The organism is Streptomyces sp. NPDC005496 (genome assembly GCF_042872045.1).
GTDB lineage: Bacteria > Actinomycetota > Actinomycetes > Streptomycetales > Streptomycetaceae > Streptomyces.
On record NZ_JBIAJQ010000002.1, the window covers coordinates 604,416 to 616,622 of the forward strand.

The following is a 12,207-nucleotide window of genomic DNA, read 5'->3' on the forward strand; positions in this document are numbered from 1 at the left end:
GTCACCTCTCCTTCTGCAGTACGGACAGCGCGGCGATGAGTTCGGCCTGGGGTTCCGGGTGGACCTCGAGTGCGTCGAGGGGCGCGAGACGGCGTTCCCGCTCGGTGTGGAGCGCCTGGTCGAGGTAGTCGGTGAGGAGGCGGCCGCCGCGGTCCCGCAGCCGCAGGGCGCCGTGCGCGCCGATCCGTTCGGCGAGGCCCTCACCCGCGACCCGCGCCCGGCGTCCGCCCAGGAGCGTGGTGGCGACCAGCGCGGCCACCACCTCGGCGTCCGGCGCGACGCTCTTGTCGAGGTCGCGGACCTCTTCCTCCGCGTACTCCTCCAGGACCCGCCGCCAGCGCCGTACGGCCATCCCGATGCGGTGCTCGGCACTCTCCAGGGTCGGGTCACGGTCCGTCAGCCCGGGTGCGTCCGCGGCCGGTTCGCGCCGCCACGCCTCGTCGATCCGTTCGTCGGCGGCGGTGACAGCGCACAGCACGAGCGCGGCGAGGCTCTCGACGAGCGCGTCGAGAAGTTCACCGGCGGTGCAGTCCAGCGGGTACGCACGCCACCGCTTCAGCGCGTCCCCGGCAAGCACGGCGCCGGACTGCAGACGCCCCCGTACACGCGCGTACTCGCTGTCGTAGGCGCCGTCCACGGCCGCGGTGAGCCGCAGGGCGGCGGCGTACTGAGCGGCTGCCGCGCCGGCCAGTTCGGGCATCCGGGACTTCAGCGAGTCGAGGACCCCGTAGGCGGTGCGGGCCATCGCCTCGTGGCGGGCCGCGGGGTCCTGGACGTGGTGGGTGAGCCAGGTCCGCAGCGGCGCGACCGCGGTGGCCGGAAGGAGACCGCCGCCCCAGGCGGACTCGGGCAGTTCGGGCACGGTGAAGCGGGGCACGTCGCCGAGCCCGGCCTTGGCGAGCAGCGCGCCGTACTGCCGCGACACCTCGGACACCACCTGGTGGGGCACCCGGTCGAGCACGGTGACCAGGGTCGCCTTGTGCTCCTTCGCCGTCCGCAGCAGATGCCACGGGACGGCGTCGGCGTACCGGGCGGCCGTCGTCACCATGACCCAGATGTCGGCCGCGCAGATGAGCTCGGCGGCGAGGACGCGGTTGTCGGCGACCAGGGAGTCGACGTCGGGCGCGTCCAGCAGAGCGAGGCCAGGTGGCAGCGTGTCGGCGGTCTCGATGCGCAGCACCCGTTCGCCGCGCTCGACCGGTGGGTTCATGTCGTCGCCCGGCTCCTGATGGGGCACCCACACGCGCGTGAGGTCGGGCAGCACCCGCATCCCGCTGAACCAGTGATGGTCCTCCGGGTGGCAGACGAGCACCGGGGTGCGCGTGGTCGGCCGCAGCACCCCCGCCTCGCTGACCCGGCGGCCCACGAGGGAGTTCACCAGGGTCGACTTGCCGGCACCGGTGGATCCGCCCACCACGGCCAGCAGAGGCGCTTCGGGGTCTCTCAACCGGGGCACCAGATAGTCGTCGAGCTGTGCGAGCAGTTCGTCGCGGTTGGCACGCGCGCGTGGAGCCCCCGCCAGGGGCAGCGGGAAGCGTGCGGCGGCGACACGGTCGCGCAGGGCGGAGAGTGCGTCGAGCAGCTGAGGCCGTACGTCCAAGGTCACCACATGCGAAGAATGCCCAATTTTGGAGGCTTTCTGAAGCATATGGGTATGTCTGCGCGCCGACAGGACACAGGGGGCGGAAGGGATGACTGGGGCGCAGGCATAACGAGTGCACAACACCCGGTGCCACAGAGCCCAAAAGCGGTGCACGATTCGTACCTGCCTGCGATTATCAGGACCGCTTCACTGAACCTCCACATCGAGCCACGGAGGGGAAGCACCAAGGGCAAGGACGCGGGAGCCCTATCCTTGTCCCCGGCAAGGTCACGGATCAGCCCACACCCGGGCAGCACCAGGACACAGGCCACCACACCCGGCCCCCGTAGCTCAGTGGATAGAGCAGGCGCCTTCTAAGCGCTTGGCCGCAGGTTCGAGTCCTGCCGGGGGCGCTCCGCCGCTGGCTGCGTCGTCGCAGTACGCGCGTGCCTCTCACGGGCCGCACAGCCGGGCCCCGCCGCGTGGGCGACGTCGCTCGCCCGGCCCCTCACCTGGTCCCGCCCTCTCCGGCCTCGGGCCCCCTCCCTCCGCCCGGCCCCTACGCCCGGCCTCTCCACCTGCGCCCTCTCCGGTAAGGGTGACGCACCGATGATCGCCGTTACCCAAGGTGACCGGGCGCGTTGAAGGGAAGTGCGGCCGCGTCCGTGCAGTCGCACTCACCGAGTAGAAGGAGAACGTGATGTCTCGCATCGCGAAGGCAGCCACCGTCGCTCTCGGCACCGGCGCCGTGGTGCTCAGCGGGGCCGGCCTGGCCACCGCGGACGCCGGGGCCGCCGCCGCCGCAGCCAACTCGCCCGGCGTCCTGTCCGGCAACGTCCTGCAGGTCCCGGTCCACGTGCCGATCAACCTGTGCGGCAACACCGTCGACGTGATCGGCCTGCTGAACCCCGCCTTCGGCAACTCCTGCGTCAACAAGAGCGACGACAAGCACGACGGCGGTTACGGCCGCTGAACCGGCCTGCATGTGTGCAACGACCCCCGGCAGCGGTACCGCCGGGGGTCTCGCGCGCCAGGCACCGGCACGTCCCTCGCTACGCGTACCGGTAGATCCCGCCGACGTCCTCCAGCTGATCCGGCGTCACATCCCAGGGCGGCAGGGCCTCGTGCCGCGCGACGATCCGTCCGTACTGTGAACTGCCCAGTCCTGGCGGGCTGGCCGGCAGATAGCGCCCTCCCCGGTGCTTGCGTTGCCAGCGGGTCCAGACGAGGTCCACGAAGGCGTGGTGCAGCCAGAAGACCGGGTCGTTGACGGAGGCGCCGCCGAGCATGTGCCCGCCGACCCAGCGGTGGACGCGGTTGTGGTTGCGCCAGGCGGCGCTGCCGCTGCCCGGCCCCCATCCCTCCAGCTTGTTGCGGAACCCGCGCGCCGAGGTCGAGTTCCAGGGCTCGGTGTCGTAGACCGGGTCGTCCAGCGCCCGGGCCAGCTCCGCCGCGGTCGGCAGGTCGATCGGGTTGTGCGGGCGGCCGAAGTCGCGGGTGAGGTACTCGACGTCGGTCACCCCCTCCTTGATCTTCCACTTCCCGTGCCCGTAGGCGAACGGGCCGGTCATGACCCGGTGGTCGGAGGGCCGCCCGTTGCCGCCGAGCAGGTCGCTCGTCCAGGGGGCCGCGGACGGCGTACGGCTGCGGGTCCAGTCCCAGTAGGGCACGCTCACCGAGGAGTCCACCCGCCGCAGGGCACGCTCCAGGTCCAGCAGGAACTTGCGGTGCCAGGGCAGGAAGGACGGCGCCATGTGGGCGGTGCGCAGCTCGTCGTCGCCGTCGGAGACGTAGTACTCGATGTGCGTCCGCACGAATTCGTCGTACTCGCCCCGGCGTTTGACCTCCAGCAGGGCGCCGACGAACCGCCGCCGCTCGGCGCGGGTCAGGGAACTGACGTCCCTACGCGTGTACACCATCGTGCCTCCCCCCTGTGGCGGGGCCGCGCAGCCGCTCGGAGGCGCCGAGCACGTCGACGGCGGCGCGCGCCGCGGCGAGCGGGGTGGGGTAGGACTCGTAGTGGTCGACCATGCTCAGATACGAGCCGTCGGCGCGCCGCATCAGGTGCAGCGGCCGCCCGTCCACGGTGACCTGCCACTGCCCGCTGTCGTAGGCGGCGCGGCCCGCGACGGACCACACGCCGTGGATGCGGCGGCCCCGGTACGTCTCCTCGAAGGTGTCCGCCACGTCGTGCGGGTCGGACACCACCTCGTCGCCCCCCGAGGGTCTGGAGGCCGCCACGACCGGGACCGCGGACACCGCGACGAGCGAGGCGAACAGCGCGCGCATCGCGTTCCGGCGGGTTCTGTTCCCGACCTCCACCGGACCGGCCGTAGTGACCGGCACTCTGCTGACGGACATCGTTCTCTCCTTGTCGGATCCCGTGGCGGTGGCCGCCCCGGTGGGACGCGGGCGCCGGGGACCGGACCACGGACCCCCGGCCCCCGCCGGTCAGTCCCCGAGCCCGAGATTCAGCCCGGGCGCCGTCTGCAGCAGCGGGGTGAGCACGGCCGCCTGGGGCAGCTTCGGGTCGGGCAGGCCGAGGTGGTCGGCGTTGGGCGCGGTCACCGGGGTGTCGACGGACAGCCCCGGGGTGAGGGTCCTGAGGTCGGAGGCCGGGGCGTCGACCACCAGGTACTCGAATTCCTGTCCGAGGGCCTGCGGGAGGGGCGCCTGGACGTCCGCACCGAGCAGCCCCGCGCTGATCGGAAGCTGCGGGAGGGTGCGCTCGGGCATCAGACGGCCCGTGACGTACCGCGGCCCGTTCGGGCTTCCCGGCACGGGGACCGGCAGCTCCCCGGCGACCCTGGGCAACTCCATGCCGAGAGCGCGCTCGGCGCCGCCCAGCGGTACCGGGACGGGGACGACGGGAGCCGCGGCGGCGGGCGTCGCGGCGGCGCCGACCGAGGCCGCCACACCGGTCAGGACGGCGGCGAGGGTTGCTCGAGTGGTGGACTTCATCTCAGGTACGGTCCCTTTCAGGATTCGGTGCATTGGGTCCGTACCGCGTAACGATCCCGGGAACGGCATCAGCGAAAGATTCCCCCGACGGACGCAGTAATAGGACCGACGGCCATGCGGCTATCGGATCGGTACGACGATCAGCTCGTCCAGAAGTCCCACCAGCGGGTCAGGATCAGCATCCCGATGACGCCGATGTGCACCGCCGGCAGGACCCAGGTGAACTCGGTGAGGAACTGCCTCGCCCAGCGGGGTGCGGGCAGGAACCGGTTCCGTACGTTGAACGAGGTCACGTACCAGAACATGAGGATCGTGGCGACCCACGCCAGACAGCACCACAGGCACAGCGAGTTGATCCGGTACAGCGACTCGAACTGGAGCCACGAGACGAATCCGACGCCGAACAGCGTCCCCGCGTCGAGGAGCAGCCAGTACCAGCGCGGGAAGACGGCACCCGCGAGCAGGCTGACGCCGACGCAGACGACGACGCCGTAGGCGACCAGTCCGAGCATCGGGTTGGGGAACCCGAAGGCGGAGGCCTGGTCGCTCTTCATGATGTTGCCGCAGGAGACGACCGGGTTGAGGCTGCAGCCCGGTACGAAGCCCGGGTCCTCCAGCAGCTTGAACTTGTCGATCGTGATGACCCAGGCGGCGAGGAGACCGGCCGCACCGGTGATCACCAGCAGCAGCGCGAAGGCACGGCCGCCGCCCACCGCCCGCACCTCGGACCGGGCGCCGGCACCCGTCGCCGGCCCCGTGGTGGCCGCCATCAGCCCTGGGCGGCGCGGGCGGGCAGGAGCACGTGCGCCGCGCTGTCGAGGATGCCCTCGTCACCCGCGAAGGCGGCCAGGTCCTCCGGCGCCACGGGCTTGCCGGGCTCGGCGCCGGGCCACGGGCGGGTGGCGAACAGGAAGTAGGCGTAGCCGCGCCGGCCCACGGCGGCGAGCCACTCCTCGGGGACCACGCACCGGGCGTGGAGGTACGGCATGTCGACCACGGCCTCGCCCCCGTCGACGACGAGGGTCAGCGGCAGGTCCGGCCGCTGGGAGCCGTCGATGATCTGGTCGCCCGTCGACAGGCCGTTGGCGCGCAGGAGTTCCTCGACCGCGGCGGTGGATGCCTCCGGGCCGCCCGCGCCGTCGCCCAGGGTGTAGGCGAGGAGGTAGGGCATGTCGCCGTCGGGGGCGGCGCCGCTGAAGGCCATGACGACGAGCGTGCCGAGTTCGGCGGCGCTGAACGGACGTGTGTCGCTTGAGGCTGAGGTCACCGCAAGACCCTATCCAGGCAACGGAATTCGCCCCGCCGACTCATCACTCGACAGGGTGACACCACAGGGCCGACCACCCGAATGAGGGACGGATGTCGAACAGGGGAGAAGGCCGGCTCCGAGCGTCCGGAACCGGCCCTTCGGCGTCATCGTGTCGCCGGGTGCCGGCGCGTCAACTCACCCGCCGGCGTACGACGTCACTTGTTGACGCACACGTTCCCGGCGGCCGGGTTGAGAACGCCGATGATGTCGACGGTGTTGCCGCAGATGTTGACCGGGATGTGCACGGGGATCTGAACCACATTGCCGGAGAGGACGCCGGGGGAATTGACGGCGGCACCTTCGGCTTCGGCGTCCGCGAACGCGGTGCCCGCGGCGGCCCCCATGGACATTCCCACGGCGGCCACGAACAGAGCGGCCTTCTTGACGGTGTTCATCGTCGGTCCTTTCTTGGAAGGTTTGCTCCAGCCTATAAACGGCCCCGCAAGGCTTTCCGTAAGGACACGCAATAATGAACTGATTAACCGTTGACGGGAAGGCCGCCGAGCAGGGTGTCCGAGGGGCTGCTCACCGTGTTCAGGGTCTTCGTCGCGCCCTTCACGGTGCTGAGCGCGGAGTCCTTGTTCTCGGTGTCGAGCGCGTCCGACTGGTGCTTCAGGGGCTGAAGGTCCTCGACGTCCAGCGAACGCTGGCTCGCGATGGTCTCCACCGCGCCGTTCAGGCCGCCGTTCAGGCTGGTGGGCGCGGCGTCGTACGCGAAGGCGGGAGCGGCGGCGCCCGCGGCGACGAGGGAACCGGCAATGACAGCGGCGGCCTTCAGGGGCTTCATCGTGTTCCTTTCTTCGGCAACTCGCGTCGCCAGGAGGAATTCAATACAGGCACTACTTATGCCTGGTCTCTCACTTCGCCCTGGATAACGAGCCCCGTGGCACCCGGAAACCCCGCGCCCGGTAAATTCCTGGACGCCACCCGAATGAACGGCGTGTCTCATTCTCATATAAAACAGCCGTCGGGCTTGGCCCCCCGGGCCGGCCCGACGGCTCCGCTGCCGCGCCGCTCGTCTCAGGCGCCCGCCCCGAGGCCCAGCAGGGAGAGCAGACCGGTCTTGGGGAGGCGGGAGGAGTCGGGCAGGTGCTGCATGCCCGGCATGCTCGACACGTTCGACGGGTTCAACCCGCTCGTCAGGTCCGCCGACTGGGCGGAGTCGGGCAGTGCGGACGTGTTCGGCTCCGTCGTGCTGTTCGCGACCACCGTGGAGACCACGACGTCGACGAGACCGGTCACCAGGCCCGTGGCCGCGGGGACCACCTTGCCGAGGTCCCCCGAGGTGACCGCCTCAAGGAGCTTGTCCAGGCTGCCGCGCAGCTTCGCGAGCGGGTCGTCCTTGACGTCCGTGGCGTCCGTGCCGTCTTCGCTCCCCTGTCCGTCGGCGTCCGCCGCCGGGTCGGACCGCGGTACGGAGGCGGCCTCTTCGGTGATCTGGGCGATCGCGGCCTCGGCCGCGGCACCGAGTTCCTCCGTCTCCTCGTCGGAGAGCCGGGCGTGGTCCGTGGTGAGCACGGTGTCGAGGAGGTCGGTGACCGGGGTCAGCGGGCCGCCGAGTCCGGCGAGGGCCGTGACCTGCGGCAGGAGCCCGTCAGCACCGGGGACGGGAGCGGCCGCACGGGCGTGGCCACGCGTCGGGGCGCCGTCGGCCGCGAGTGCGGCGGGAGCACCGATCCCGAGCAGGAGCGCGGCGCAGAGTGCGGAGGAGGCGATGCGCCGGGCGGGCAGAACACGCATTGACGTTCCCTTCGATGGTCGCGAGGAGCTTGTGATCACCGTGGGATCGGTGATCTTGCCCTGCAACCGATCGGCCCGCCACCGGTGTCCGCGTGTCGACGCCACCGCGGGCGTCGTCGCTGGTGAGCGCGTTCTCGTCGCGCTGATACCCCATCCGTCCATTCGGGGCAACGCGGACCGGCCGCCCTCCCGTCAGGGGAGAACGGCCGGCAGAAGGGTCCGTACCGGCGTCAGTCGTTGACGCAGACGTTGCCGAACGCGGGGTTCAGCAGGCCGATCACGTCGACGGTGTTGCCGCAGACGTTGACCGGGATGTGGATCGGAACCTGCAGGACGTTGCCCGACAGCACGCCCGGGGAGTTGGCGGCGGCGCCGTGTGCGTCGCTGTCGGCGGCGGCGATGCCGGCGGTGCCCGCCACAGCGGCGGCGGCAACGGAGGTCAGGGCCAGGCCCTTCGCGATACGCGACATGGAGAGGTGCTCCTTGGGGGTCGACACAACATCCGGGCGGATATGCCCGGCGTTGTGTCAACGCGCGGCGCACGCGCGGGTTGTGCCTCCAAAGGAGTGATGTCACAAGTGCCGGGCTTCACCATTCCGACACACTTGGCAGGTTTCACCGATAAATACCGACAACGGCTAGAGTTGCGCTCCTCCCGAGGCCCCTTGGCACCACGGGACGGACGGGGGAACCGACCGACACCTGTGCGATCCGCACGCGACAGTCCGTCCGTCGTTCCAGAACCTTCACAGCTCGGAAGGGCAACGCCGATCATGCGTCATTCCCCGGGTCCTCTGCTGCGCCGTGCCTTGGTGGGGTGCCTCGCCCTGACCTCGCTGTACGCGCCGGCGGGCCACGCGAGCACCGCACCGCCCCCCGCGGAGGCCGAGAGCCTCGCGTTCACGCAGCGGTACCACGCCCTCCAGCACGGCGGGATCGTCCGCGCGGCCAACTCGTCCATCAGCTGCCGTACGGCGCCCGCCCCCTCCCGCACGTCGGGCTCGTCGCCGTGCACGGCCGCGCGGGCGGGCGGGACGGCCGCGAACGACGACTTCGACATGTTCTACATCGACGTCGACAAGGACCCGAACACCTACAACTCCAGCCGGGGCGAGGTCCGTCTGCCGCGGGGCGCGCGGGTCACGTACGCGCGCCTGTACTGGGGCGGGAACCTGCGCGTGGGCGAGCAGAAGCCGCCGAAGGACAACGCGCGCGTGCTGGTCGCCGAGCCCGGTGGGCGGTACAAGGCCGTGCTCGCGGACACCGTCGTCGGACACCGGGTGACACGCGGGGCGGACGCGTTCCAGGCCTCCGCGGACGTCACCGGGCTGGTGCGGGCGAGCGGTTCGGGCCTCTACACGGTGGCGCAGGTCAACGTGGCGATGGGCCGCTCGGCCGCCGGCGCCTGGGGCGGTTGGACGCTGATGGTGGCGTACGAACGGGAGTCGGAACCGCTGCGGCACCTCGCGATGTGGGACGGCTTCGCCCCGCTCGGGCCGGGCGCGGACCAGGTCGTCGGGGTCCGCGGGCTGCCCCTCGCACCGGGAGCCGGCGGCCGGGCGGGACTGGTGGCCTACGACGGCGACGCCGGGCGCGGAGGGGATTCGCTCATGGTGTCGACCGGACGCGGACGGGTGACGGCGCTGAGCGACTCCGCGAACCCCGCGGACGACGTCCTGAACTCGACGATCAGCGAGCCGGGACCGGCCGTCGCCAGGCGCTCGCCCGCCTTCCCCAACACCCTCGGATACGACTCCGACGTCTTCGATCTGGGCACGGCTCTGCGGCGCGGCGGTGACCAGTTGGCCTTCCGGCTCGTTGCGCAGCAGGACGCGGCCTGGGCCGGGGCGCTCTTCGTCGCTGTCGACGCCAAGCAGTGACGCGCTCCCGCCGGCGCCGTCCGTGAGCGAGGAACCGCGTATGCCAGTGTCATCGACCGACCCACCGACGCGGGTCCTGCATGTCACCCAGCCGGTCGACGGCGGGGTCGCGCGGGTGGTCACGGACCTGGTGCGGGCGCAGCTCGCCGCCGGACTGCACGTCACGGTCGCCTGCCCCGAGGGCGGCGGGCTCGCCGACACGCTCCGGATGCTCGGCAGTGACGTACGGCGGTGGCGGGCGACGCGTTCGCCGGGCCGCCGGCTGGCGTCGGAACTGTGGCAGCTCGGCAGGATCGTCGACGAGATGCGGCCGGACGTCGTGCACGCGCACAGCGCCAAGGCCGGACTCGCGGTGCGGCTCGCCCTGCGCGGCCGGGTGCCGACCGTGTTCCAGCCGCACGCCTGGTCGTTCGAGGCGGTCGGCGGCGTCACCGCCTCGGTCGCGCTGCGGTGGGAGCGGTGGGGGGCACGCTGGGCCTCGCGGGTGGTGTGCGTCAGCGAGGCGGAGCGTACGACCGGGGCGCGGGCCGGAGTGGCCGCCCGGTGGCGGGTGATCCCCAACGGCGTGGACACGGCGCGCTTCCGTCCGGCGGACGTGCGGAGCGCGCGCTCCGCGATCCCGCTGCTCGCGAAGGCCGGCCCGGCCGGTCCGCTGGTCGTCTGCGTCGGGCGGCTGTGCCGGCAGAAGGGGCAGGACGTCCTGCTGGCCGCGTGGAGTTCGGTGGTCCGGCGGGTGCCGGGGGCCCGGCTGGTGCTGGTCGGGGACGGGCCCGACACCCCCGAACTGCGCGCCGCCGCCCCCGACTCCGTGCTGTTCGCCGGGGCCGCCGCCGACGCCGTGCCCTGGTACCAGGCCGCCGATCTGGTGGTGCTGCCCTCCCGCTGGGAGGGGATGGCCCTGGCGCCGCTGGAGGCCATGGCCTGCGAACGCCCCGTCGTCATCACCGATGTCGACGGCGCCCGCGAAAGTCTTCCGCCGGGTCTGAAGGACCGGTGCCTGGTGCCCCCCGAGGCGCCCGGGGCACTGGCCGAGGCGCTGTGCGGCCTGCTGTCCGATCCACCGCTGCGGGAGTCGCTCGGCCGTCGCGGCCGGCACCACGTGCTGGCCACGCACGACGTGCGGCACACGGCCGACGCGGTCGCCGCCGTGTACGGCGAGCTGCTCGTCGCGGAGCCGTCCCGGCGCCGCGGGCGGTCCGCCGCGAAGCCCGCCGGGCACGCCGAGCGCGCGGAGTTCGCCGCGCGCGGGGCACACAACGAGTGCAGGGAGTCCATCCACACGTGACTGCGGAAAGCACCGTTCCCTCCCCCGGCGGACAGCCACGGGAGCACGGATTCTCGCCCGTCTCGGTCATCCCTCCGCGCGAGGCCGCCGACGGCTTCAGATTTCCCGCCGGCCGGCGGACCTCCGTACGGCGGACCGCGCGGTGGCCGCTGCCCGCGGTGGACGCCGGCGCCGCGCTGCTCGCGTCCCTGGCGCTGACCGGGGCCCAGCGCCATCCACTGCTCGTCGGCCTGCTGCTGGCCGCCGTGGTCGGCCTGAACGCGCGCGCGTCGCTGTACCGGCCGCCCGCCGTGCCCGCCGTCCTGGACGAACTGCCCGCCGTCTGCGGGCGGATCGTCGTGGGCTGGTGCGTGCTCGCGGCCCTCGTCGCGGCGCTCTCGCCGGCCGACGCGCTGTCCGCGGGGACGCTGGCCGCGGGCTGCGCCGCGCAGTCGGCGGCGAGCTGTCTGGGCCGCGGCGCCGTCCACTGGCGGCGGCGCAGGGCGCTGGTCCGGCGCCCCGAGGCGGCCCTGGTGATCGGTCCCGCCGGCACGGCCCAGCGGGTGGCCGCGGCCTTCCTGCGCCACCCGGCCTGCGGGGTGCGGCCGGTCGGCATCGTGGACCGGCAGCCGTCCGGCGGCGAGGGGCTGCCGGTGCTGACCACCGGCGAGGAGGTGCAGCGGGCGCTCATCCAGAACGGCGTCCAGACCGTCCTCGTCGTCGGCCGCCGCGCCGAACACGCGCCGCTGCTGCGCGCGCTCGGCGAGTCCGGCTGCGTGCTGTGGGAGGTCGACGCCGAGTCGCCGTCGTACGACGTGCACGGCGAGCGGCTCGCCGGATTCTCCTGCCGGCGGCTCAGCGTGGGCGAGCCCCGGGGCGGCGCGGGCAAGCGGCTGCTGGACGTGCTGGTCTCCGGGGCGCTGCTGCTCGCGGTCAGTCCGCTGCTGCTGGTGTGCGCGGTGGTGCTGCGGCTCGCCGACGGGCCCGGTGTGGTCTTCCGGCAGGAGCGCATCGGCAAGGACGGACGGCCGTTCACGCTGTTGAAGTTCCGCACGCACCGGCCCGTCGACGCGCACGAGGCGGCGACCCGGTGGAGCGTGGCGAACGAGCACGAGATGAACCCGTTCTGCCGTTTCCTGCGGCGGACCTCGCTGGACGAGCTGCTCCAGCTGTGGAACGTCTTCTGGGGCGACATGAGCCTGGTCGGCCCGCGCCCCGAACGCCCTTATTTCGTCGCCAAGTTCAGCCAGACGTACCCCGGTTACGCGACCCGCCACCGGATGCGGACCGGCATCACCGGGCTCGCCCAGGTGCACGGTCTGCGCGGCGACACCTCCATCGAGGACCGCTGCCGCTTCGACAACGCCTACATCGACAACTGGTCGCTGTGGCAGGACGTCTGCATCCTGCTGCGCACCGCGGTCGCGCTCGTCCGTCCGACGGGGAGCTGAGCAGGTGAGGGTCAGGTGGA

14 protein-coding genes and 1 tRNA gene are annotated in these 12,207 nt (G+C 72.3%); 5 read left to right on the forward strand and 10 right to left on the reverse strand.

The annotated features are described in order from the left end of the window. Position 1: 1 nt before the first annotated feature. A complete protein-coding gene (locus ACFYQQ_RS07190) occupies positions 2–1,609 on the reverse strand; it encodes a dynamin family protein (RefSeq protein WP_356237671.1) in 1,608 nt (535 codons plus the stop codon). Positions 1,610–1,922: 313 nt separating this feature from the next. Here ACFYQQ_RS07190 and ACFYQQ_RS07195 point away from each other — a divergent pair. Then, a tRNA-Arg gene (locus tag ACFYQQ_RS07195) sits at positions 1,923–1,995 on the forward strand. Between the two features lie 287 nt (positions 1,996–2,282). Beyond that, the gene (locus tag ACFYQQ_RS07200) at positions 2,283–2,555 is read left to right on the forward strand and encodes a chaplin (protein WP_355793357.1); all 273 of its coding nucleotides are present in this window, start codon (positions 2,283–2,285) and stop codon (positions 2,553–2,555) included. A gap of 79 nt (positions 2,556–2,634) precedes the next feature. Here ACFYQQ_RS07200 and ACFYQQ_RS07205 read toward each other — a convergent pair whose 3' ends face one another. The 9 genes from ACFYQQ_RS07205 to chpG all read right to left on the reverse strand — a co-directional run bounded on the left by ACFYQQ_RS07205 (position 2,635) and on the right by chpG (position 8,062). Beyond that, positions 2,635–3,501: a tyrosinase family protein gene (locus tag ACFYQQ_RS07205; protein WP_355793355.1), complete on the reverse strand. Its 867-nt coding sequence runs from the start codon at positions 3,499–3,501 to the stop codon at positions 2,635–2,637. Next, entirely contained in the window at positions 3,485–3,943 is a 459-nt protein-coding gene (locus ACFYQQ_RS07210; protein ID WP_355793359.1) for a tyrosinase family oxidase copper chaperone, read from the reverse strand. The genes ACFYQQ_RS07205 and ACFYQQ_RS07210 overlap by 17 nt, the downstream gene beginning before the upstream one ends. A 90-nt stretch (positions 3,944–4,033) precedes the next feature. Next, the gene (locus ACFYQQ_RS07215) at positions 4,034–4,543 is read right to left on the reverse strand and encodes a hypothetical protein (protein WP_356164851.1); all 510 of its coding nucleotides are present in this window, start codon (positions 4,541–4,543) and stop codon (positions 4,034–4,036) included. A gap of 140 nt (positions 4,544–4,683) precedes the next feature. After that, a complete protein-coding gene (locus ACFYQQ_RS07220) occupies positions 4,684–5,313 on the reverse strand; it encodes a vitamin K epoxide reductase family protein (RefSeq protein ID WP_356164848.1) in 630 nt (209 codons plus the stop codon). Further along, positions 5,313–5,810, reverse strand: a complete 498-nt coding sequence (locus ACFYQQ_RS07225) for a DUF5949 family protein (RefSeq protein ID WP_356164846.1) — start codon at positions 5,808–5,810, stop codon at positions 5,313–5,315. Before ACFYQQ_RS07225 ends, ACFYQQ_RS07220 begins: the two co-directional genes overlap by 1 nt. Positions 5,811–6,007: 197 nt before the next feature. Continuing rightward, positions 6,008–6,247 carry a chaplin gene (locus ACFYQQ_RS07230; protein ID WP_355790396.1) on the reverse strand — a complete coding sequence of 80 codons (240 nt, stop codon included), beginning with the start codon at positions 6,245–6,247 and terminating at the stop codon, positions 6,008–6,010. Positions 6,248–6,330: 83 nt separating this feature from the next. Further along, complete coding sequence (locus ACFYQQ_RS07235; RefSeq protein ID WP_355790399.1) at positions 6,331–6,639, reverse strand: hypothetical protein; 309 nt, start codon at positions 6,637–6,639, stop codon at positions 6,331–6,333. Positions 6,640–6,872: 233 nt separating this feature from the next. After that, positions 6,873–7,592: a hypothetical protein gene (locus ACFYQQ_RS07240; RefSeq protein ID WP_355790402.1), complete on the reverse strand. Its 720-nt coding sequence runs from the start codon at positions 7,590–7,592 to the stop codon at positions 6,873–6,875. Positions 7,593–7,822: 230 nt separating this feature from the next. After that, complete coding sequence (gene chpG / locus ACFYQQ_RS07245; RefSeq protein ID WP_121402990.1) at positions 7,823–8,062, reverse strand: chaplin ChpG; 240 nt, start codon at positions 8,060–8,062, stop codon at positions 7,823–7,825. A 303-nt stretch (positions 8,063–8,365) separates the two neighbouring features. Between chpG and ACFYQQ_RS07250 the strand changes: the two genes are divergently transcribed. Genes ACFYQQ_RS07250 through ACFYQQ_RS07260 form a run of 3 tightly spaced genes read left to right on the forward strand, consistent with a single transcriptional unit; the run spans position 8,366 to position 12,187 of the window. Next, positions 8,366–9,472, forward strand: coding sequence for a DUF3344 domain-containing protein (locus ACFYQQ_RS07250; RefSeq protein WP_355790406.1), 1,107 nt, complete (start codon positions 8,366–8,368; stop codon positions 9,470–9,472). Positions 9,473–9,512: 40 nt separating this feature from the next. After that, positions 9,513–10,757: a glycosyltransferase gene (locus ACFYQQ_RS07255; RefSeq protein WP_388903811.1), complete on the forward strand. Its 1,245-nt coding sequence runs from the start codon at positions 9,513–9,515 to the stop codon at positions 10,755–10,757. Continuing rightward, positions 10,754–12,187, forward strand: a complete 1,434-nt coding sequence (locus ACFYQQ_RS07260; RefSeq protein WP_388903813.1) for an exopolysaccharide biosynthesis polyprenyl glycosylphosphotransferase — start codon at positions 10,754–10,756, stop codon at positions 12,185–12,187. Before ACFYQQ_RS07255 ends, ACFYQQ_RS07260 begins: the two co-directional genes overlap by 4 nt. Positions 12,188–12,207 lie beyond the last annotated feature (20 nt).

Bases quoted from the DNA above. Each gene is read 5' to 3' on its own strand.
- ACFYQQ_RS07200 (WP_355793357.1), top strand. From the start codon at position 2,283: ATGTCTCGCATCGCGAAGGCAGCCACCGTCGCTCTCGGCACCGGCGCC.
- ACFYQQ_RS07205 (WP_355793355.1), bottom strand. From the start codon at position 3,501: ATGGTGTACACGCGTAGGGACGTCAGTTCCCTGACCCGCGCCGAGCGG.
- ACFYQQ_RS07210 (WP_355793359.1), bottom strand. From the start codon at position 3,943: ATGTCCGTCAGCAGAGTGCCGGTCACTACGGCCGGTCCGGTGGAGGTC.
- ACFYQQ_RS07215 (WP_356164851.1), bottom strand. From the start codon at position 4,543: ATGAAGTCCACCACTCGAGCAACCCTCGCCGCCGTCCTGACCGGTGTG.
- ACFYQQ_RS07220 (WP_356164848.1), bottom strand. From the start codon at position 5,313: ATGGCGGCCACCACGGGGCCGGCGACGGGTGCCGGCGCCCGGTCCGAG.
- ACFYQQ_RS07230 (WP_355790396.1), bottom strand. From the start codon at position 6,247: ATGAACACCGTCAAGAAGGCCGCTCTGTTCGTGGCCGCCGTGGGAATG.
- ACFYQQ_RS07235 (WP_355790399.1), bottom strand. From the start codon at position 6,639: ATGAAGCCCCTGAAGGCCGCCGCTGTCATTGCCGGTTCCCTCGTCGCC.
- ACFYQQ_RS07240 (WP_355790402.1), bottom strand. From the start codon at position 7,592: ATGCGTGTTCTGCCCGCCCGGCGCATCGCCTCCTCCGCACTCTGCGCC.
- chpG (WP_121402990.1), bottom strand. From the start codon at position 8,062: ATGTCGCGTATCGCGAAGGGCCTGGCCCTGACCTCCGTTGCCGCCGCC.
- ACFYQQ_RS07250 (WP_355790406.1), top strand. From the start codon at position 8,366: ATGCGTCATTCCCCGGGTCCTCTGCTGCGCCGTGCCTTGGTGGGGTGC.
- ACFYQQ_RS07255 (WP_388903811.1), top strand. From the start codon at position 9,513: ATGCCAGTGTCATCGACCGACCCACCGACGCGGGTCCTGCATGTCACC.